This window comes from Microbacterium sp. NPDC056569 (assembly GCF_042793475.1).
GTDB lineage: Bacteria > Actinomycetota > Actinomycetes > Actinomycetales > Microbacteriaceae > Microbacterium.
This window is the reverse complement of sequence record NZ_JBHTUV010000002.1, coordinates 302,036-322,042: the sequence shown is the minus strand read 5'-3', so window position 1 is coordinate 322,042 and position 20,007 is coordinate 302,036. Positions and strand designations below refer to the sequence as shown.

The following is a 20,007-nucleotide window of genomic DNA, read 5'->3' as shown; positions in this document are numbered from 1 at the left end:
GCGGGTCGGACAGGCGGAACCGAGGGTGTCGCGAATCTTCAAGACCGCAGCATCCGTCCGCCGCGAGCATGGGAGCATGACCACTCAGCACACGACCGGCGTGACCGGTGCGCACACGACCGACGGCCGCCCGAACGGCGCGACCAGCCTCACCCCCTTCCTCGCGATCCGCGGGGCGAAGGAGGCGCTCGAGTTCTACCGCGACGTGTTCGGCGCCCGCGTGACCGACGTCACCGAGTTCGACGGACTCGTCGTGCACGCCGGGCTCGACTTCGGGCTCGGAATCCTGCAGATCGGCGAGCCGTCCCCCGCCTACGGACTCGTGCCCGCGCCGGAGGGCGACGACGACTGCTACTCGATCGGCATCTACGTGCCCGACGCCGACGCGGCGACGGCACGTGCCGTCGCCGCCGGGGCGACCGTGCGCGAGGAGCCCTCGACCTTCGTCTCGGGCGACCGCTACGCGAGCGTGCGCGACCCGTTCGGCGTGCGGTGGTCGATCATGACGCGCGTCGAGGATCTGTCCGAGGAGGAGAGCGCGGACCGCGTCGCGGAATGGGCCGCGTCGGTCAGCGCGGGCTGACCGCGTCGTCCCGCGCGGCGGCGAGCTCGCCGACGAGCGCGGGCAGCAGCGCCTCGGCGGTGCGGCGATAGCCGAGCGCGCTGGGGTGGAACCGGTCGAGGCTGAACATCTCGTCCGGCTGGGTCACGAAGAACGGGCCGACGGCTCGGCCGAGCGACACGGCGCGCGCACCGGTGCGACCGGCGGCGACGGCCTGGGCGTCGGCGAGCTGTCGCGACAGGCGCGAGCCGAGCGCGCGCAGCGGCTGCGGCACCGGCCGCAGCGCCCCGAGGTCGGGACAGGTCCCCACCACGACCACGGCGCCACGCGCGCGCAGTCGCACGATCGCCTCCTCGAGGTGGGCGACCGACGCGGACACCGGCACGCGATGCGTGATGTCGTTGCCGCCCACGACGATGACGGCGGCGTCGGGGCGGTAGCCGGCGGGCAGCGCGTCGACCTGGGCGGCGAGCACCGACGACTCGGACCCGACGATGGCCGCCGTGCGCAGGCGCACCGGCCGGCGCTCGGCACGCGCCAGTCCCTTCGCGAGGCGGGCGCCGAGGGTGTCCTTCCGCCGCTCCGCGCCGAGCCCCGCGGCGATGGAGTCACCCAGCACGACGAACTCGAGCGGCGGCCCGTCGAAGCGCCGCGCCCACACCCGGTCGGCGTCGAGCGCCTCCTCGCCGAGCGGTTTGCCGATCCGGCGTCGCGCGACCGCCGCCTGGCGCTTCAGCACCGCCCCGCCGCCGAGGAGCACGAGCCCCGCGCCCAGAACGACGCCGGCCGCGCCGACGACGACCGAGCGCGGCACCACGTCACGAGAGGACGACATGCCGCCCATGCCACCGCACGCGGGTGAACGGATGCCGTCACCCCGGTGACGCGCCGGGTGCGGGCTGCCCGCATGGCTCGCCGGGGCGATTTTGGCGGCTCGCCGCAGTCGCCCGGCAGAACTGTGCTTCTTGGCGACTCGCCGTAAGGGTGGCTTCGCACACGCACCGGGGCCCGGGCGAGTCGCCAGAACTGGTCGACGATGCGCGCCGACCGTGGCGAGTCGCCAGAATCGGCGGGCGCCGCTGCGTCAGAACGCGCCGGACGCCTCGTCCACCGCGGCGGCCACGCGGCGCTCGCGGGTCTCGGGTCGCTTGGCCTCCGTGACGCCGCGGGCGAGCTCCTTGCGGCGGCTGAACGTCAGGGCGTCGAACGCGGCGCGCGCACCCGCGGCGTCGAGCGCCGCGACGAGGTCGTCCGGCACCTCGACGACGCGCTCCGCGGTGTCGAGGTCGATCATGGCGTCGATCTCGTCGCCGATCTCGACGCCGAGCTGGGCGCGCACGGCTTTCGAGAGGCCGATCACGTTGCGGCCGTCCATCACCGCGAGCCGCACGCGGGCGGTCCTGCCTCCGACCGCGACGACGACGGCGGCGCGCTTGCCTCCGCCGAGGTCGGCGACCTGCTCGTCGGTGAGCTCGATGGCGGTGGCCGGGCCGAACGGCGCGAGCACGGTGTGGATCTGCAGCGTCATCGCCCCATCCTGGCGGGTGCGGGTGTCGGGCGGGAACCCCGAACCACCCGTTCTCCCCCGCGGGCTAGAGTTCGCCCGTGGCTTCCCCTTCGCTGCAGCGCCGCCTCGGGCTCGGCGACGCCGTCTTCATCGGTCTCGGCTCGATGGTCGGCGCCGGAGTCTTCGCGGTGTGGGCGCCGGCGGCGGATGCTGCGGGCACGGGCCTGCTCGTAGGCCTCGCGATCGCCGCGGTCGTGGCCTTCGGCAATGCGACCTCGTCGGCGCAGCTGGCCGCGGCGCACCCGACGTCGGGCGGAACGTACGCGTACGGGCGAGCGGAGCTCGGCCCGTGGTGGGGGTTCGTCGCGGGCTGGGGCTTCGTCGTCGGCAAGATCGCCAGCTGCGCGGCGATGGCGCTCACGTTCGCCGCCTACGCCGCGCCCGCAGGATGGGAGCGACCCGTCGCCATAGCGGCGGTCGTGGCCCTGACCGCCGTCAACTGGTTCGGCGTCACCCGGACCGCCGGCGCCGCGCGCGTGATCGTGGTGATCTCGCTCGGCGCTCTCGCCGCGGCCATCACGGCCGCCTTCTCTGCGGGGGCGTCGCCGGACTGGTTCACGGCCGAGACCGTGTGGGCGGGCGGCGCCTACGGCATCCTGCAGTCCGCGGGCCTGCTGTTCTTCGCGTTCGCCGGGTACGCGCGCATCGCCACGATGGGCGAGGAGGTCCGCGAGCCCCGCCGCGTGATCCCGCGGGCGATCGTGATCGCGTTCGCCATCGCGCTCGTGGTGTACGCCGTGGTGGGGGTCGCGGTGCTGAGCGCGCTCGGCCCCGACGCGGTGGCCTCGTCGACGGAGCCCGTCGCGGACGCCGCGGCGCGCTCGGGCTGGGGGTGGATCGACGTGGTCGTGCGCATCGGCGCCGCCGCCGCGTCGCTCGGCGCCCTGCTCGCCCTCATCGCCGGGGTGAGCCGCACCGCCTTCGCGATGTCGCGCGAGAGCGACCTTCCGCGCTTCATCGACGCCGTGCACCCGCGCTGGCACGTCCCCCACCGCGCCGAGCTTGCAGCGGCCGCGATCGTCGTGCTGCTCGTGGCCCTCGTCGACCTCCGCGGCGCCATCGGCTTCTCCTCGTTCGGCGTGCTGCTGTACTACTTCGTCGCGAACGTCGCCGCCTTCCGCCAGCGCGGCGACGCGCGGCGGTACCCGGTCGCGCTGCAGGTCGTCGGCGGGATCGGATGCCTCATCCTCGCGGTCACGCTGCCCTGGCAGTCGGTCGTGGCCGGCGTCATCGTTGTGGCCGTCGGTGTCCTTCACCGCGCGCTGCGCCTCCACCGTGCCGCCCGCCGCTGACCCGCCTCGCGCCCCTCCCTGCCCGCCACCTCGACGCGAGACTCCACTGGAGTGCCGAGACTTCCGTCGCAGCATGCAGTCTCGGCGCCCCGGTGGAGTCTCGGGAGAACAGCGGGCCGGAGGGGCTCGGCTCAGGCGAGGGACTTGACCTCGAGAGCCTCCGCGGTCGTGCCGGGGGCGACGGTCGCGAAGGCCGTGTAGCCGTCGGATGCTGCGCGCTCGAGGAGCGCCTTGAGGTTCTTGGTCCGCTGCTCCAGGCGCACGCGCGAGCCTTGACCGACGAGCACGGCCTTGAGCGCGAGGAGCTCACCCTCGGACACGTCGCGGTCGTGGACGAGGACGACGGCCGGGGCCGCAGCATCCGTCCGCTCCGGTACCAGGTCGACGATGCGCTCGAAGCCGATCGAGAACCCGACAGCGGGCACGTCCTGACCCAGGAAGCGGCCGATCATGCCGTCGTAGCGTCCGCCGCCGCCCAGGGAGTAGTCGACCGAGGGGTGCGCGAGCTCGAAGATGGTGCCGGTGTAGTAGCCCATGCCGCGCACGAGGAACGGGTCGAACACGAGCGGGATGTCGCCCTCGATGCCCGAGGCGCGGGCCGCCGCCACCGCTGCGCCGATACCGGCGAGGTGCGCGACGATCTCGTCGGGGGCGCCCTCGGGGAGCGCCTTGCGAATCTGCCGCTCGCCGTACGGGTTGTACTCGAGGGTCATCGGGCGGCGGAGGAACGCCGCGAACGCGTCGACCGCGGCCGCGGTCGCGCCGCGCTCGCGCAGCTCGGCGACGATGCCGTCCGGGCCGAGCTTGTCGAGCTTGTCGATGGTGATGAGGACGCCCGGGCGCTCATCGGACGTGAAGCCGAAGCTGTCGAGCATCCAGTCGAGAACCCGCCGGTCGTTGATGCGGATGCTGCCGCCCTCGAGTCCCAGCGCGTCGAGCGTGTCGAGCGTCGCGACCGCGAGCTCGGCCTCGGCGCGCGCGGAGGCATCGCCGATGATGTCGATGTCGCACTGCACGAACTGGCGGTAGCGGCCCTTCTGCGGGCGCTCGGCGCGCCAGACCGGCGCGATCTGGATCGCGCGGAACACCGACGGCAGCTGGCCGCGGTTGGTCGCGTAGAACCGGGCGAGCGGCACGGTGAGGTCGTACCGGAGGCCGAGGTCGGTGAGGCCCGCCGGGTCGTCGGCCGCGCCGCGGATGGCGCCGGCGTCGAGGCCGCGCTTGAGCACGTTGTAGGCGAGCTTCTCGTTGTCGCCGCCGATGCCCGCGTGCAGCCGCGAGTACTCCTCCATGACCGGCGTCTCGATCTCGTCGAACCCGTGCGCGCGGTAGCGCTCTCGGATGACGGCGAGCACGCTCTCGCGACGGGCCTTTTCAGCGGGGAGGAAGTCGCGCATGCCGCGCGGCGGATTGACGGATGCCACGCCCCTATCTTTCCAGGTCGGGCCCGGGCTCCTCGTCTTCGGCGGTTCCCGCCGCCCGATCCTCCGGCTCCGAGGCACCCTCTGCGGCGCGGATCTCGCGCTCGAGGCCGCGCAGGCGCTCGCGGACCGCGCGCTCCGCGTCCCACCCGTTGGCTCGGGCCATGGCCACGAGTCCGAGGAGGGCGTCTCCGAGCTCGGCCTCGGTCGCCGGCCCGTCGGCGTCAGTCCCGCGAGAGTGCAGCCGGTCGCCGAGAGGTAGGGAACCACCCGCACTCTCGTCCACCCGCTGCACCCTCGCGGATTCTGGGCCGGACGCAGGCGCGGGCGCGGGCGCGGGTGCAGGGGCGGCGGGAACCCCGACCTGGGATGCCTTCGACAGGAGCTTCTGGGCGAGCGCGAGGCTCGGCATCCGCTCGCTCACGCCGTCGAGAACCGAGCGGCGCTGGTGCTTCTCGGCCGCCTTCGCGGCGTTCCAGTGGATGAGCACCTCCTCCGGGGTCGTCGCGACCGCGTCGCCGAAGACATGCGGATGCCGCCGCACCATCTTGTCGGTGAGCCCGCGGGCGACGTCGTCGATGTCGAACGGGTCGTCCTCGTCGCGCGACGCGATCTCGGAGTGGAACAGCACCTGCCACAGCAGGTCGCCGAGCTCTTCGCGGAGCTCTGCGCGCGAGCCGTCCTCGACGGCGTCGATGAGCTCGGCGCTCTCCTCCACGAGGTACGGGACGAGCGCACGATGGTCGATCTGCTGCGTCCACACGCAGCGGTCGCGCACGGTGCGCATGACGTCGGCCGCCTCGCGGAGCGGGTCGGGGGCGCCGGGTGTGTTCGCGCCGTTCACGTCGTCACGGATGCTGCCGCCGTCCGGCGTCGATAGTGCCATGCCCGCCACGATACGAGCCCTCCGGCCAGGAGGAGCGAAATCACGGATCCCGCGAGCACGCCGAGCGTCGCCTGGTCGCGGAGGGCGGCCGCGTCGGAGAACGCGAGCTCCGACAGCAGGAGCGACACCGTGAACCCGATGCCGCCGAGCGCGCCTGCGGCCAGGAGGTCTGCGAAGGCGAGCGGCGGCGCGCTCCCCCGGTGCCCGATGCGCAGCGAGATCCAGCCGAACAGCGAGATCCCGACCACCTTGCCGACCGGGAGCGCCACGAGCACGCCCCAGAACGCGGGCGACAGCTCCGACAGCGGCACGGACGGGATCGGAACGAGCGCCGCCGAGAACGCGAACACCGGGAGCACGATGACGTTGACCCACGGCTCGAGGGCATGTCGCACCCGCAGCGCGGGACGCTGCGCCATCGCGAGCCCGAGCACGACGCCCGCGATCGTGGCGTGAACGCCCGAGAGGTACACGAGCACCCAGGTGGCGATCGCGAGCAGGACGAGCACGACGGCGATCGGCACGCGGGCGCGTGTGTCGAGCTGCCGGCTCAGGATGCCGAAGGCGACGACCGCGATCGCTGCCCCGGCGAGCGCCGTGAAGTCCACGCCGCTCGTGAAGAGCACCGCGATGAACACGATGCCGACGATGTCGTCGAGGATCGCGAGCGCGAGCAGGAACACCCGGAGGGCGGACGGGAGCCCACGGCCGAAGACCGCGAGCACCCCGAGCGCGAACGCGATGTCGGTCGCGGTCGGGATCGGCCAGCCCGCAGTGGCGTCGGAGCCCCACGCCATCGCGGCGTAGATCGCGATCGGCACGACGACGCCGCCGGCCGCGGCGATCGCGGGCTGGAGCGCCTTGCGCGCCGAGTTCAGCTGGCCGACGGTGAGCTCGTACTGCAGCTCCACGGCGACGACGAAGAAGAAGACCGCGAGCAGTCCGTCCTTGATCCAGTGCGACAGACTGAGCTCGAACACGCCCGGGATGCCCAGGTGAGCGTGCATCGCGTCGTCGACGGCGGAGCCCCACGCCGAGTTGGCGACGAACAGGCCGAGTCCCGCCGCGATGAGCAGGATGATCGCGGGGAAGCGGGCGGAGCGGAGAAGCGACATCTGGCCTCCGGAGGGAATCGCGGGTCGACGAGGACGTGCCGACCAGACTTCCCGGCGCTCCACGGGCCAGTGTAGCCAGCGGGCGCACCGGCGCCACGGACGCCTCCCGCGCGCGATCGTCACACAGCGTCCACCGACACGTCGGGGAAACACCGCGCCGTTAGCCTGGAGAGATGCGTGAACTCACCCACACCGAAGCGATCGACCTCGTCGGGCGGTACGAGGCGGAGCAGGCGATCCCCGAGCAGATGCGCGGCGACGTGCGCATGCTCGGGACGCTCCTCGGTCAGGTGCTGCGGGAGAGCGGATCGCCGGGACTGTACGAGGACGTCGAGCGCCTGCGCACCGCGACGATCCAGGCCTACACCGACGAGACGCCCGAGGCCTTCGCGCGCGCCGCCGCGATCGCCGACTCGTTCACCATCGCCCGCGCCGACGAGGTCGCACGGGCCTTCACCGCCTACTTCCACCTCGTGAACCTCGCCGAGGAGCACCAGCGCGTGCGCGTCCTGCGCGAGCGCGACGGCCGGCCCGACCGCGAGCAGGCCACCGACTCGGTCGCCGCCGCCTTCGTGCGCCTGGCCGCCGAGGTCGGCGACGACACGGCCCTGAAGCGCCTGCAGGGCATGCGGTTCCACCCGGTGTTCACCGCCCACCCCACCGAGGCGCGCCGCCGGGCGGTGTCGACCAGCATCCGCCGGCTCGCGACGCTCCTGGAGGAGCACGACGCGTCCCTGCGGGGCGGAGCCGACGAGCGCCGCGCCGAGCGCCGCATGCTCGAGGAGATCGACACCCTGTGGCGCACCGCGCCGCTGCGTCCCGAGAAGCCGGCGCCCACCGACGAGGTGCGCGCCGTGATGGCCGTGTTCGACGACACGCTGTACACCGCGGTCCCCCACGTGTACCGCCGCGTCGACGACGCCCTGCAAGGACCCGCCGCCGGCGGCCGCGCGCCGGTCGTGCGCCCGTTCGTGCGCATCGGCTCATGGGTCGGCGGCGACCGCGACGGGAACCCCTTCGTGACGGCATCCGTCACGCGCAAGGCCTCCGCGATCGCGAGCGAGCACGTGCTGATCGGGCTGGCGCGCACGACCAGCCGCATCGGTCGCACGATGACCCTCGACGCCTCGACCACACCGCCGAGCGATGCGCTGCTCGCCCTGTGGCGGCGACTCAAGGCCGCCGACGAGGATGCCGCGAAGGACATCGCCAAGCGCTCGCCCGACGAGCCGCACCGACGCATCCTGCTGCTGATCGCACGCAAGATCGAGGCCACCCGCGCCCGCGACGCCGACCTCGCGTACCGCGATCCGGAGCACCTGATCGCCGACCTCCGGGTCGTGCAGGATTCGCTCGTGCAGGCCGGCGCGCCGCGTCAGGCGTTCGGCCACCTGCAGCAGCTGCTGTGGCAGGTCGAGACCTACGGCTTCCACCTGACCGAGCTCGAGGTGCGCCAGCACTCGGCCGTGCACGCCAAGGTGCTCGCCGAACTCGAGTCGGGCGCCCCCCGCAGCGAGCTCGCCGAAGAGGTGCTCGACGTCGTGCGCACCATCGGCTTCCTGCAGGAGCGCTACGGCCCGCGCGCGGCCGGACGCTACATCGTGTCATTCACGCAGTCCGCCCAGGATCTCGCGAACGTCCACAAGCTCGCCGCGTTCGCCGCCGGGCCCGACGGCACACCGCCCGTGCTGGACGTCATCCCGCTGTTCGAGACGTTCGCCGACCTGCAGGCCGCGCCCCGCATCCTCGCCGAGATCGTCGAGCACCCCGAGTTCGCCGCGCGCCTGGAGGCGACGGGCCGTCGCCTCGAGGTCATGCTCGGCTACTCGGACTCCTCGAAGGACGTGGGCCCCGTCGCCGCCAACCTCGCGCTCTACGAGGCGCAGGCGAAGATCGCCGCGTGGGCCGACGAGAACGGCATCGAGCTCACCCTGTTCCACGGCCGCGGCGGGGCTCTCGGCCGCGGCGGCGGCCCCGCGAACTCCGCGATCATGGCGCAGCCCCCGCACTCGGTCGACGGCCGGTTCAAGCTCACCGAGCAGGGCGAGGTCATCTTCGCCCGCTACGGCGACCCCGCCATCGCGATGCGTCACATCGACCAGGTCGCCGCGGCGATCCTGCTCGCGTCGTCGCCCTCCAACGAGGAGCGCAACCGCGCCGCGGCGGAGACGTACGCGGGTGTCGCGGCGACGATGGACGCGGCATCGCGCGAACGCTTCTTCTCGCTCGTGAAGGCGCCCGGCTTCGCACCGTGGTTCGCGCGCGTGACGCCGATGGAGGAGATCGGTCTGCTGGCCCTCGGCTCGCGACCGGCGCGCCGCGGCCTGTCCGTCGAGTCCCTGGAAGACCTCCGCGCCATTCCGTGGGTGTTCGCGTGGACGCAGGCGCGCATCAACCTCGCGGGCTGGTTCGGCCTCGGCACCGCGCTCGAGGCCGTCGGCGACGAGCCGCTGCTGCAGCAGGCCTACCTGGAGTGGCCGCTCTTCCGCACGCTCATCGACAACGTCGCCATGAGCCTCGCCAAGACCGACGACCGCATCGCGCTGCACTACCTCGAGCTCGGCGACCGCGACGACCTCGCGACGCTGGTGCGCGACGAGATGCGCCTCACGCGCGACTGGGTGATCCGCATCACCGGCGGCACCGAGCTGCTCGGCAACAAGCCGGTGCTGCAGCGCGCCGTCAAGATGCGCAGCCCGTACGTCGACGCCCTCTCGCTGCTCCAGCTGCGCGCGCTCCGCGCACTCCGCGAAGCGCCCGAGGGTGCGCCCGTCGACCCCGAGCTGCAGCGCCTGCTGCTGCTGTCGGTGTCGGGCGTCGCCGCGGGCCTGCAGAACACGGGCTGAGTCCCGCGCGCCGCGCGTCGCAACCGGGATCGCTCCGGCCCCGGCGTACCGTGGCGGCCATGGCACGGATCGTCGTCGCCGAAGTCTGCCCCTGGTGCGGGTCGCTCGATGTGCGGGCGAACGAGCCGCGATGGTTCCGGATCGAGTGGGAGCGTCGGGGTCACCTCGACGACGGCTGGGTCGACCACCTCGAGTTCCGCTGCCGCGACTGCGGCCTCGCCTGGGACTGACGTCGGAGATTCACGGATGCTGCGGCCCGCAGCATCCGTGATCCTCATCGTTCAATCGGCCCGGCGGTCGTCGGCATGGCGCGCGAGGCTGCGGCCGTAGCGCTCGGTGAGCTGCACCATGAGGTCGGGCGTCTCACGGTCGAGACCGAAGACGTAGCCGGGGAAGTCGAGCTCGCGCTGCGCGGCCCAGATCTCCTCGTGGCGATCGGGGGGCAGGATCTGCAGCGGATCGCCCACCGCGACCCAGCCGATCGGCACCGTCGACTCGGGTGGGAGCGTCGTGCGCAGATGCACGACCGCGTTGATGCGCACCTCGCTGCGCGCCCCGATGTGCGCGCCGTTGAAGACGCGCGTGCCGGTCGCGAGGAAGACCTCCTCGTCGACGACGGCGCCCGAGATGCTCGCCATCGGACCGACGAGCACGTGGTCGGCGATGTGCACCGGGTTCGTCGCGGTCGCGCGGATGAGCGCGTTCTCCATCACGATGACGTTCTCGCCGAGGGTGATCGCGCCGCCTTCGGCCGTGATCACGGCGCCGTGGAGGATCTGGCAGTCCGCGCCGATCTCGACATCACCGCTGATCACCGCGGTCGCCGCCACGACCGCGTCGGGATGGATGCGGGGCTGTGCCCCGAGGTGCTCGAACCGCATCGTTCCTGCCTCCCGTCGTGGATGGGCCCAGCGTAGCGCCGTCACACGTGCGGGCGACGCCGCCGGCCGTGGGTAGTGTGAAGGAGCGCCGCCCCCGCGCACCGCTCCACCTCGAAAGCTCCACCATGCCCTCTGCGCCCTCGACCACGTCCGCCACCGGATCCCTCACCTCGGCCGAATCCATCCGGCTCGTCCTCGACACCGTCGAAGCCCGCAACCAGAACGAACCCGAGTTCCTGCAGGCCGTGCACGAGGTGCTCGAGTCGATCTCGCCCGTGCTCGAGGCGCACCCCGAATTCGTCGACGGCGGGATCCTGGAGCGGCTCGTCGAACCCGAGCGGCAGATCCTCTTCCGCGTTCCCTGGGTCGACGACGCCGGACGCCTGCAGGTCAACCGCGGCTTCCGAGTGCAGTTCTCGTCGGTGCTCGGCCCCTACAAGGGCGGCCTCCGGTTCCACCCGTCGGTGAACCTGTCGATCATCAAGTTCCTGGGCTTCGAGCAGATCTTCAAGAACGCGCTCACGGGCCAGGGCATCGGCGGAGCCAAGGGCGGCAGCGACTTCGACCCGCACGGCCGCTCGAACGCCGAGATCATGCGCTTCTGCCAGTCCTTCATGAACGAGCTCTACCGCCACCTCGGCGAGCACACCGACGTGCCCGCAGGAGACATCGGTGTGGGCGCGCGCGAGATCGGATACCTGTTCGGCCAGTACCGCAAGGTCACGAACCGCCACGAGTCGGGCATGTTCACCGGCAAGGGCGTGCAGTGGGGCGGCGCCGAGGTGCGCACCGAGGCGACCGGCTACGGCGCCGTCTTCTTCGTCGAGGAGATGCTCGGCGTGCACGGCGAGACCCTCCACGGCAAGCGCGTGGGCGTCTCGGGATCGGGCAACGTCGCGATCTACGCCATCGACAAGGCCCGCCAGCTCGGCGCGGTCGCGGTGACCGCGTCCGACTCGTCGGGCTACGTCGTCGACGATGCCGGCATCGACGTCGACCTCCTCCGCCAGATCAAGGAGGTCGAGCGCGCCCGCATCTCGGAGTACGCCGCGCGCCGCCCCGGCGCGCGCTATGTCGAGGGCGCGCGCCCGTGGGAGGTGCCGGTCGACGTCGCCATCCCTTCCGCGACGCAGAACGAGCTCGACGCCGATGACGCCCGGGCGCTGATCGCGAACGGTGTGCGCGCCGTGGCCGAGGGTGCCAACATGCCCTCGACGCCCGAGGCGATCGAGCTGTTCCAGTCCGCGGGGGTGCTGTTCGGGCCGGGCAAGGCCGCGAACGCCGGCGGCGTCGCGACCTCGGCGCTCGAGATGAGCCAGAACGCCGCGCGTCAGCGCTGGAGCTTCGACGACAGCGAGGCGAAGCTGCGCGCGATCATGGCCGACGTGCACGACGCCGCGTTCCAGGCCGCCGAGCGCTACGGCCGCCCGGGCGACTACGTCGTCGGCGCCAACTCCGCGGGCTTCGAGCGCGTCGCGCACGCGATGCTCGCGCAGGGCGTCATCTGACGGTCTCCGCCGTCCCCCGCGGTCTCCGAGATCAGGAGATCTGACGCGCGCAGGACGATCGCGGGCGAATCGTCTTGTCTCCGCCAGATCTCCTGATCTCGAGAAGAGGGTGTCAGGCGCTCGCCGCGGGCGGGGCCGCAGCATCCGTCTCCGGCTTCTTCTCGGGCCACAGCTGCTCGATGAGCTGCGCCACCCAGGCGATGAGCTCGTCGTCGCCGAGCGGCTCTCCACCGGCCGACGGCAGGGGCACGACCATCGCCTCTCCCCCGGCGACGAGCTTGGCCTTGGGGTGCAGCCGCTGCAGGCGCACGCGCATCGAGTCCGGCAGGTTCGCCGGCGCGACGCGGAGGTTCGGCCCCATCGCGACGACGTCGGCGAGGCCCGCCTGCCCCGCGCGACGGCGCAGGCGGGCGACGGCGAGCAGGCCCTCGACCTCGGCCGGCGGTTCGCCGTACCGGTCGGTGAGCTCCTCGATGACGAGGTCGATCGCGCCGGGGTGGGCGGTGACGGATGCCGCGGCCGAGAGCTTCTGGTAGGCCTCGAGGCGCAGCCGCTCGCTGTCGATGTACGACTCGGGGATGCGCGCCTGCACCGGCAGCTCGAGGCGGAGCTCGGTCGGCCCCTCGGTCTCCTCGCCGCGGAACGTGGCGACGGCCTCGCCGATCATGCGGAGGTACAGGTCGAATCCGACCCCGGCGATGTGGCCGGCCTGCTCGGCCCCGAGGAGGTTGCCGGCGCCGCGGATCTCGAGGTCCTTGAGGGCCACCTGCATGCCCGAGCCGAGGTCGTTGTTGACGGCGATCGTCTCGAGGCGGTCGGCCGCGGTCTCGCTGAGCGGCTTCATGTCGTCGTAGAGGAAGTACGCGTAGGCGCGCTCGCGGGCGCGGCCGACGCGACCGCGCAGCTGGTGGAGCTGGCTGAGGCCGTACTTGTCGGCGCGATCGATGATGATCGTGTTGGCGTTGGAGATGTCGAGGCCGGTCTCGATGATGGTCGTCGAGACGAGCACGTCGGCCTTGCGCTCCCAGAAGTCGTCGACGACCTGCTCGAGCTGATGCTCGCCCATCTGCCCGTGGGCGACCGCGATGCGCGCCTCGGGCACGAGCTCGGCGAGCTCGGACGCGACGCGCTGGATCGACTGCACGCGGTTGTGGACATAGAAGACCTGTCCTTCGCGCAGCAGCTCGCGGCGGATCGCGGCGGCGATCTGCTTGTCGTTGCGGGCGCCGACGTAGGACAGGATCGGATGCCTGTCTTCCGGGGGGGTCTGCAGCGTCGACATCTCGCGGATGCCCGTCACCGCCATCTCGAGCGTGCGCGGGATGGGCGTCGCGCTCATCGCCAGGATGTCGACGTTGGTCTTGAGCTTCTTCAGCTGGTCCTTGTGCTCGACGCCGAAGCGCTGCTCCTCGTCGATGATCATGAGGCCGAGGTCTTTGAACAGCACCTTCTCGGTGAGGATGCGGTGCGTGCCGATGACCATGTCGATGGTGCCGTCGGCGAGTCCCGCGATCGTGTCGCGCGCCTGCTTGTCGGTCTGGAAGCGCGACAGCGGCCTCACCTTGACCGGGAAGCCCGCGAAGCGCTCGGTGAACGTCTCGAAGTGCTGCTTGACCAGGAGCGTCGTCGGCACGAGCATCGCGACCTGCTTGCCGTCCTGGATCGCCTTGAACGCGGCGCGCACGGCGACCTCGGTCTTTCCGAAGCCGACGTCGCCCGACAGGAGCCGGTCCATCGGGATCGGCTTCTCCATGTCCGCCTTGATCTCGTCGATCGTCTGCAGCTGGTCGGGCGTCTCGGCGAACGGGAACGCCTCTTCGAGCTCCCGCTGCCAGGGAGTGTCGGGACCGAACGCGTACCCCTTCGCTGCCATGCGCGCCGAGTAGAGCTTGACGAGCTCGACCGCGATGTCGCGCACGGCGCGGCGCGCCTTGCTCTTGGCCTGCGCCCAGTCGCTGCCGCCCATCTTCGACAGGCTCGGCGCCTCCCCGCCGACGTAGCGCGAGAGCAGGTCGAGCTGGTCTGTGGGCACGAACAGCTTGTCGCCCGGGTAGCCGCGCTTGGAGGGCGCGTACTCGAGCACCAGATACTCGCGCATGCTCTTCACGGCGTTGCGGCCGCCGCTGGACACCTCGCGCTGCGTCAGCTCGACGAACTTGCCGATGCCGTGCGTCGCGTGCACCACGTAGTCGCCCGCCGTGAGCTTGAGCGGGTCGACGACGGCCTTGCGACGCGACGCGAGCTTCTTGACGACGCGCGTGTCACCACCGATCGTGCGGCCGTAGAACTCGGACTCGGTGAGCACCGCGAGCTTGGCGTCGGGGGCTTCGAACCCGCGCTCGAGCACGCTCACGACGACGTGCGCGATGCCGGGCTCTGGCGCGTGCACGACCTCGTCGACCTTGCGCGCCGCGATGCCGCGCTCGGCGAGCACGTCGCGGGCGCGCTCCACGAGTCCGGCTCCGGATGCTGCGACCACGACGCGCCAGCCGTCCGCCAGCAGTGCGCCCACGTGGTCGGTCGCGCCCTCGACGTTGCCCTGGAACGACGGCACCGCCGAACCCGGCACGCGGATCGCGGCAGCGGCCTCGAGCGCGACGTCGATGTCGTCGTCGATGAGGCCCTCGGCGGCAGCATCCGCGTGTCCCGAGTCGAACGCGCTGAGCGTCCACCAGACACCGCTGCGCTCGCGCGCGGCGTCACGGAGCTCGGGAAGCGTGAGGAAGTCGCCGGCGCCCAGATCGATGGGCGTGCTCGCGCCGGCGGTCGCGGCGCTCCACGCCGCGTCGAGGAATTCGCGGTTGGTCTCGCCGAGGGTGATCGCACGCGTCACGGCGCGCTCGGGGTCGACGAGCGCGACCGCGGCGCCCTCGGGCAGGTAGTCGACGAGCGTGACCAGGCGGTCGACGACGGCAGGCAGCAGGGACTCCATGCCCTCGACCGGGATGCCCTCGGACATCTTCTCGAGCATGCCCGCGAGGCCGGGGAATTCGTCCTTGAGCTGGCGTGCGCGGCCGCGCACGGCCTCGGTCAGCAGCAGCTCGCGGCTGGGCAGCAGCGTGACCTCGCGCACCTCGCCCGCCAGCGACCGCTGGTCCGCGACCGAGAAGGCCCGCATCTCGTCGACCTCGTCGCCGAAGAACTCGACGCGGAAGGGGTGAGGTGCGGTCGGCGGGAAGACGTCGAGGATGCCGCCGCGCACGGCGAACTCGCCGCGCCGCGACACCATGTCGACGCGGTGGTATGCGAGTCCGACGAGGCGCGTCGACACGTCGCCCAGATCGTGGCCACGGCCGCCCACGACGAGTTCGATCGGCTCGACCTCGGTGAGTCCTGCGGCAAGAGGCTGGATCGCGCCGCGCACCGAGGCCGTGATCACGAGCGGCGTCGCGGCGTCCCAGCGGGCGATGCGCGTGAGGATGTCGAGTCGCGCGCCGACCGTCTCGGCGCTCGGGCTGAGGCGCTCGTGCGGCAGCGTCTCCCACGCCGGGAAGTGCAGCACCTCCGCGCCCGGCAGCACCGCACCCAGCGCGGGACCGAGCGACTCGGCGCGGCGCCCCGTCGGAGCCACGAGCAGCACGACCGGCGGCTTTCCCGCAGCGCGGCGACGCTCCAGCAGCGCGGCGAGGAGCGGGGCGTCGAGTCCTTCGACGAGCGAGAAGTCGGCATCGACGGATGCTGCAGCCAGTGCGTCCCGGAACGGCTCAGCCTGTTCGAGGGCGCGCACGATCCCGGGAACTGTCACCGCACGAGTCTACGGCCAGGCCCGGACACCGGGCTCCGCCGGCGAACCGATCCGGACGGGCGGCGGGCAGGCGGCTCCTAGGATGAGGCTGTGAGCCAGCCCGACGCGCCCCACGACCCACCCGCTCAGCCCGCGGTCTGGGCACCGCCCTCGACGGCGCCGTTCGGGACGCCGACGAGCGAAGCTCCCGTACCGGGGCATCCGGCGGGGATTCCACAGGGGTGGTCCGCTCCCCCGGCCGGCGCGTATGCGCCCCCGCCGGGGTACGCGCCGCCCGCGGGCTATCCGGCGGTGGCGGCGGCCGCGCCGGGCGCCGGGTACGGCTCGCCGGCGCCCGCGAAGCGCGGCGCCGCGCTGGGGTTCACCGCCCTCGCGCTCGCCCTCGTCGCGACCGTCGGTGCGAGCCTCGTCGCCGCGATCGCCGGCTTCAACGTCGGGCTGGGCGCCGGTCGTGAGATCACGTCGCGGCCGTTCACCGGCGAGTTCGACTGGGGCGTCCTCGCGCCGGTGCGCGACTGGGTGCTCCTGGGCGAGGTCTCGTTCTGGGCGGGCACCGCGCTCGGCGTGTGGGCGCTCGTGCAGGGCATCGTCGCGATCGTGACCGGCCGCGGGCGCGGCGCCGGCATCGCCGCCGTCGTCGTGGCCGCGCTCGGCCCCATCGCCTTCGGCGCCGTCGTGCAGGGCTTCCTCACCGCGGGTCTCGCCGCAGGAACCGGGATCGGCGGCTGATCCGCCGCAGCGCCAGACGGCAGCATCCGTCTCCCGTGCGCGCCTCGTGCGAGAACGCCCGATCCCCTCAGGCGCGGGGGGCGTGGTGCTTCTGCTGCGTGGCGAGCAGGCCCTCGGCGACGAGCTGCTCCACAGCGTCAGCGGCGTCGCCGACGAGGATGGGCAGGTTCTTGCGCTCGGTCGCGCCGAAGGGGTCGAGCACCCAGTCTGCGGCGTCCTGGCGTCCTGGCGGGCGGCCGATGCCGACGCGCACGCGCGGGAACTCCGCGGTGTCGAGGGCCTTCGCGACGTCGCGCACGCCGTTGTGGCCGCCATGGCCACCGCCGATCTTCAGCTTGATGGTGTCGAAGGGGATGTCGAGCTCGTCGTGCACGACCACGACGTGGTCGGCGTCGATGCCGTAGAACTTCGCGAGGCCCGCGACCGGCCCGCCCGAGACGTTCATGAAGGTGTTCGGCTTCGCGAGGATGAGCTTCGGTCCGCCGGGGCGCAGCCACGTCTCGACCACGCGCGCGTTGGCCTTGTGCGTCTTGAACGACTCGCTGCGGCGACCCGCGAGCTCGTCGACGACGAGCTGCCCGACGTTGTGCCGGGTGAGTTCGTAGCGGGGACCGGGGTTGCCCAGTCCCACGATCAGCCACGTTTCTGCCATGTCATCCATCCTGCCCGAGGCCCCGACGCATCGACGGCGCAGGCCCTCCTGGAAACGCGGTGAGGGGGTGCGGCAGCCGCACCCCCTCACCGGAAAGCGTTCCGATCGCTCGTCGGATTACTCGGCGGCGGCCTCCGCGGCCTCCTCCGACGCCTCCGACTGCTCGGCGGCGACCTCGGCGTCGGCCTCGGCGATCTCCTCCTCGGCGGCGATCGCGGCAGCCGGGATCGCGATGGCGACGACGAGCAGCTCGGGCTCGGCAGCCAGGGTGGCGCCCTTCGGGAGCTTCAGCTCGGCGGCGGTGACGTGGGTGCCCTCTTCGAGACCCTCGACGTCGACCTCGATGTGCTCGGGGATGTGGGTCGCCTCGACCTCGAGCGTCACCGTCTGGGCGTCGAGGTTGACGATGGTGCCGGCGACGGGCTCGCCCAGGACCACCACGGGGACGTCGACCTGGATCTTCTCGCCCTTCTTCACGACGAGGAGGTCGATGTGCTCGATGATCTGGTGCACCGGGTCCTTCTGGACGTCCTTGACGAGCGTCAGCTGCTCCTTGCCGTCCAGGTCGAGCTCGAGCACCGCGTTGGCGCGGCGGACCAGCAGCGAGACCTGGTGGCCCGGGAGGGCGACGTGCACGGGGTCGGTGCCGTGACCGTAGATGACGGCGGGGATCTTGCCGGCGGCGCGGAGGCGGCGGGCGAAGCCCTTGCCGAAGCTCTCGCGGAACTCGGCGTGGACCTTGGTGTCGGGCTCGTTCGACATGACGTTCTCCTTGCGGGCGCGATGGCCCTTTTCTGAGGCGGCGCGGGGCCGTTCCGAATCGGCCTGCACGATGGCGGGCCCGGGTATTGGGGATGTCTTCGACTCGAACGCGCACGCGTGAGGAAAGCCCGTGAGGCCGGCATCACCGCGTCGATCACGGATGCCGCAGCCCGCCGCGATCGGCGGGCGCGAGGCATCCCTCGCCGAAGTTCGGACAAGAGTCTACCAGCGCCCCCGCTACGATGAGGAACGCCCCTGCTTCGCGCTTCCCACGGAGGACCCCATGGACTACGGCTTCTGGAGCCACGCTCTTCTCTGGCTCATCGGCGCGATGGCCGCGGTCGGCGCCCTCGGCACGGTCCTCGCGTTCTGGAGCCTCGGCCGCCAGGGCTACCGCAAGGACTGACCCCGCTGCAGCGCCGCCACCGCCGCATCGACCACCTCGACGAGCGGCGGGTCCCCCTCGACGATCACCCCCGGCTCGTCGGGCTCGAGGTGCTCGAGGGTGCGCAGCTGCGAGTCCAGCAGCGACGACGGCATGAAGTGCTCGCGAGCGTCCATGCGTCGCGCGAGCTCGCTCTGCGGCACCCGCAGCTCCACGAACACAGCGTCCGGCGCTCCCCGGAGGATGCGGTCGCGGTACCGGCGCGCGAGCGCGGAACAGGCGATCACCGCGCCCTCCGGCGCATCCGTCAACGTCGCCGCGACGACATCGAGCCACGGCATCCGGTCGCCGTCGTCGAGCGGCGTGCCCGCCGCCATCTTCGCGACGTTCGCCGGCGGGTGCAGGTCGTCGGCGTCGACGAAGGGCAGGCCCAGCCGCACGGCTGTGGCGGCGCCGACGGCCGACTTTCCGGAGCCGCTCGGGCCCATCACCACGATCCGGGAAGGCGTCAACACGGGATCACGCTAGTGCATCTCCGGCGGTGGCCTGGGCGCGTGCGGCCTGTGCGGCTCCCGCCTCCTCGTGCCCGCCGAACGAGAGCAGCACCTTCGAAGAGGCGGCAGGATCGGCCGCGATCGCGAAGGCGTCGAGGGCGCCGGCGGCGGGCAGAACATGCGTGACGATCCCGTCGACCTCGAGTGACCCGTCGCCGAGCGCGGCGATCACGGCATCGAACTCGTCGCCGAAGCGGAAGGACCCGACGAGCGTCAGCTCCCGGGTGATCGCCGTCGCGAGCGGAGCCGCGACGTCGCCGCTGCGCTGCAGCCCCAGCAGGACGACGGTGCCGCCCCGCCGCGCGGCCGAGATCGCGGCCGCGAGCCCCGGAACGGTCCCGCTGGACTCGACGACCACGTCGGCATGGAGCGAGGCGATCTCGGCGGTGTCGGCCGCGTCGACCGCGCGGGCGCCGAGCGAGGCTGCGAGGTCGCGCGGAAGCTGCGCGAGGTCGGTCGCGACCACCTCGGCGGCGCCGTGATGACGCGCGACCGCCGCCACGAGCAGTCCGATCGGCCCCGAGCCGATCACCGCGACGTGCGCGCCGCGCACGTCGCCGGCGCGCTCGAGCCCGTGCCACGCGACGGCCGCCGGCTCGGCCAGGGCGGCGCGTTCGAGCGACAGTGCGTCGGGGATCGCGTGGAGCATGCGCGCGGGTAGCGCCACCCGCTCCGCGAACGCGCCCTGGGTGTGCGGCAGGCGCATCGCGGACCCGAGATACGTGGAGCCCGGCGCGAGGTTCGGCCGGTCGTGCGGCCAGGGCGTGTCGCCGTCGGCGAGCGGGGTCAGCGGGTGCACCGCGACACGGGTGCCGACAGCGGGACCCGTGCCGTCGGCCGCCGCGGCGGTCACCGTGCCCGAGGCCTCGTGCCCGAGGACCATCGGCTCGCGCAGCACCGAGAGTCCGGCGGCGCCGTGGCGCCAGTAGTGCAGGTCGGACCCGCACACTCCCCCGTACGCGACCTCGACGACAGCCTCGTCGGCGGCGGGGACGGGTTCGCCGAGGGCGGCGATGCGCAGGTCTCCGGCGCCGTGGGCGACGATTGCGAGGTTGGTCATGGGGTTCCTTCTGCCGGGTCGTGCGCGGTCGACTTCGTGCCG

At 72.5% G+C, this 20,007-nt stretch carries 18 protein-coding genes; 7 read left to right on the top strand and 11 right to left on the bottom strand.

The genetic code is table 11. From position 1 onward, the window contains the following. The first annotated feature begins 76 nt into the window (after nucleotides 1-76). On the top strand, nucleotides 77-583 hold the full coding sequence (locus ACFQ7C_RS03810; protein WP_378898091.1) for a VOC family protein: 507 nt from the start codon (nucleotides 77-79) through the stop codon (nucleotides 581-583). Here ACFQ7C_RS03810 and ACFQ7C_RS03805 read toward each other — a convergent pair. Together ACFQ7C_RS03805 and ACFQ7C_RS03800 are read right to left on the bottom strand one after the other, a co-directional pair. After that, the gene (locus ACFQ7C_RS03805) at nucleotides 570-1,397 is read right to left on the bottom strand and encodes an SGNH/GDSL hydrolase family protein (protein WP_378898089.1); all 828 of its coding nucleotides are present in this window, start codon (nucleotides 1,395-1,397) and stop codon (nucleotides 570-572) included. The genes ACFQ7C_RS03810 and ACFQ7C_RS03805 overlap by 14 nt on opposite strands. Nucleotides 1,398-1,646: 249 nt before the next feature. Beyond that, complete coding sequence (locus ACFQ7C_RS03800) at nucleotides 1,647-2,090, bottom strand: YdeI/OmpD-associated family protein (protein ID WP_378898087.1); 444 nt, start codon at nucleotides 2,088-2,090, stop codon at nucleotides 1,647-1,649. A gap of 77 nt (nucleotides 2,091-2,167) precedes the next feature. Here ACFQ7C_RS03800 and ACFQ7C_RS03795 point away from each other — a divergent pair, with 77 nt between their 5' ends. After that, entirely contained in the window at nucleotides 2,168-3,421 is a 1,254-nt protein-coding gene (locus ACFQ7C_RS03795; protein WP_378898085.1) for an APC family permease, read from the top strand. A gap of 131 nt (nucleotides 3,422-3,552) precedes the next feature. Here ACFQ7C_RS03795 and hisS read toward each other — a convergent pair whose 3' ends face one another. From hisS to nhaA, 3 genes are read right to left on the bottom strand one after another with little or no spacing between them, the layout of a single operon-like run. Further along, nucleotides 3,553-4,818, bottom strand: a complete 1,266-nt coding sequence (hisS, locus tag ACFQ7C_RS03790) for a histidine--tRNA ligase (RefSeq protein ID WP_378898280.1) — start codon at nucleotides 4,816-4,818, stop codon at nucleotides 3,553-3,555. 31 nt (nucleotides 4,819-4,849) lie between these two features. Next, entirely contained in the window at nucleotides 4,850-5,629 is a 780-nt protein-coding gene (locus tag ACFQ7C_RS03785; protein ID WP_378898279.1) for a MazG nucleotide pyrophosphohydrolase domain-containing protein, read from the bottom strand. 53 nt (nucleotides 5,630-5,682) lie between these two features. Beyond that, the gene (nhaA, locus tag ACFQ7C_RS03780) at nucleotides 5,683-6,843 is read right to left on the bottom strand and encodes a Na+/H+ antiporter NhaA (protein WP_378898083.1); all 1,161 of its coding nucleotides are present in this window, start codon (nucleotides 6,841-6,843) and stop codon (nucleotides 5,683-5,685) included. A 173-nt stretch (nucleotides 6,844-7,016) separates the two neighbouring features. On the opposite strand from nhaA, the gene ACFQ7C_RS03775 reads away from it, so the two are divergent. Then, the gene (locus tag ACFQ7C_RS03775; RefSeq protein ID WP_378898081.1) at nucleotides 7,017-9,689 is read left to right on the top strand and encodes a phosphoenolpyruvate carboxylase; all 2,673 of its coding nucleotides are present in this window, start codon (nucleotides 7,017-7,019) and stop codon (nucleotides 9,687-9,689) included. A gap of 59 nt (nucleotides 9,690-9,748) precedes the next feature. Further along, on the top strand, nucleotides 9,749-9,919 hold the full coding sequence (locus ACFQ7C_RS03770; RefSeq protein ID WP_378898079.1) for a hypothetical protein: 171 nt from the start codon (nucleotides 9,749-9,751) through the stop codon (nucleotides 9,917-9,919). A 51-nt stretch (nucleotides 9,920-9,970) separates the two neighbouring features. On the opposite strand, the gene ACFQ7C_RS03765 is transcribed toward ACFQ7C_RS03770, so the two are convergent. Continuing rightward, nucleotides 9,971-10,570 carry a gamma carbonic anhydrase family protein gene (locus tag ACFQ7C_RS03765; RefSeq protein ID WP_378898077.1) on the bottom strand — a complete coding sequence of 200 codons (600 nt, stop codon included), beginning with the start codon at nucleotides 10,568-10,570 and terminating at the stop codon, nucleotides 9,971-9,973. Between the two features lie 125 nt (nucleotides 10,571-10,695). Here ACFQ7C_RS03765 and gdhA point away from each other — a divergent pair, with 125 nt between their 5' ends. Beyond that, a complete protein-coding gene (gene gdhA / locus ACFQ7C_RS03760) occupies nucleotides 10,696-12,078 on the top strand; it encodes an NADP-specific glutamate dehydrogenase (RefSeq protein WP_378898075.1) in 1,383 nt (460 codons plus the stop codon). A 112-nt stretch (nucleotides 12,079-12,190) separates the two neighbouring features. Here gdhA and mfd read toward each other — a convergent pair whose 3' ends face one another. Further along, nucleotides 12,191-15,823, bottom strand: coding sequence for a transcription-repair coupling factor (gene mfd / locus ACFQ7C_RS03755; protein WP_378898073.1), 3,633 nt, complete (start codon nucleotides 15,821-15,823; stop codon nucleotides 12,191-12,193). 90 nt (nucleotides 15,824-15,913) lie between these two features. Between mfd and ACFQ7C_RS03750 the strand changes: the two genes are divergently transcribed. Further along, nucleotides 15,914-16,552 carry a hypothetical protein gene (locus ACFQ7C_RS03750; RefSeq protein WP_378898071.1) on the top strand — a complete coding sequence of 213 codons (639 nt, stop codon included), beginning with the start codon at nucleotides 15,914-15,916 and terminating at the stop codon, nucleotides 16,550-16,552. Nucleotides 16,553-16,619: 67 nt separating this feature from the next. Here ACFQ7C_RS03750 and pth read toward each other — a convergent pair whose 3' ends face one another. Continuing rightward, on the bottom strand, nucleotides 16,620-17,204 hold the full coding sequence (gene pth / locus ACFQ7C_RS03745) for an aminoacyl-tRNA hydrolase (protein WP_378898069.1): 585 nt from the start codon (nucleotides 17,202-17,204) through the stop codon (nucleotides 16,620-16,622). 117 nt (nucleotides 17,205-17,321) lie between these two features. Next, nucleotides 17,322-17,966: a 50S ribosomal protein L25/general stress protein Ctc gene (locus ACFQ7C_RS03740; RefSeq protein ID WP_378898067.1), complete on the bottom strand. Its 645-nt coding sequence runs from the start codon at nucleotides 17,964-17,966 to the stop codon at nucleotides 17,322-17,324. 160 nt (nucleotides 17,967-18,126) lie between these two features. Between ACFQ7C_RS03740 and ACFQ7C_RS03735 the strand changes: the two genes are divergently transcribed. Continuing rightward, nucleotides 18,127-18,372 (top strand): hypothetical protein, encoded by a 246-nt coding sequence (locus tag ACFQ7C_RS03735; protein ID WP_378898065.1) that lies wholly within the window; start codon nucleotides 18,127-18,129, stop codon nucleotides 18,370-18,372. On the opposite strand, the gene ACFQ7C_RS03730 is transcribed toward ACFQ7C_RS03735, so the two are convergent. Both ACFQ7C_RS03730 and ACFQ7C_RS03725 read right to left on the bottom strand, forming a co-directional pair. After that, nucleotides 18,357-18,839, bottom strand: a complete 483-nt coding sequence (locus ACFQ7C_RS03730) for a gluconokinase (protein WP_378898278.1) — start codon at nucleotides 18,837-18,839, stop codon at nucleotides 18,357-18,359. The two genes, ACFQ7C_RS03735 and ACFQ7C_RS03730, sit on opposite strands and share 16 nt — an antisense overlap. A 31-nt stretch (nucleotides 18,840-18,870) precedes the next feature. After that, nucleotides 18,871-19,965, bottom strand: a complete 1,095-nt coding sequence (locus tag ACFQ7C_RS03725; RefSeq protein ID WP_378898063.1) for an alcohol dehydrogenase catalytic domain-containing protein — start codon at nucleotides 19,963-19,965, stop codon at nucleotides 18,871-18,873. Nucleotides 19,966-20,007: the final 42 nt, after the last annotated feature.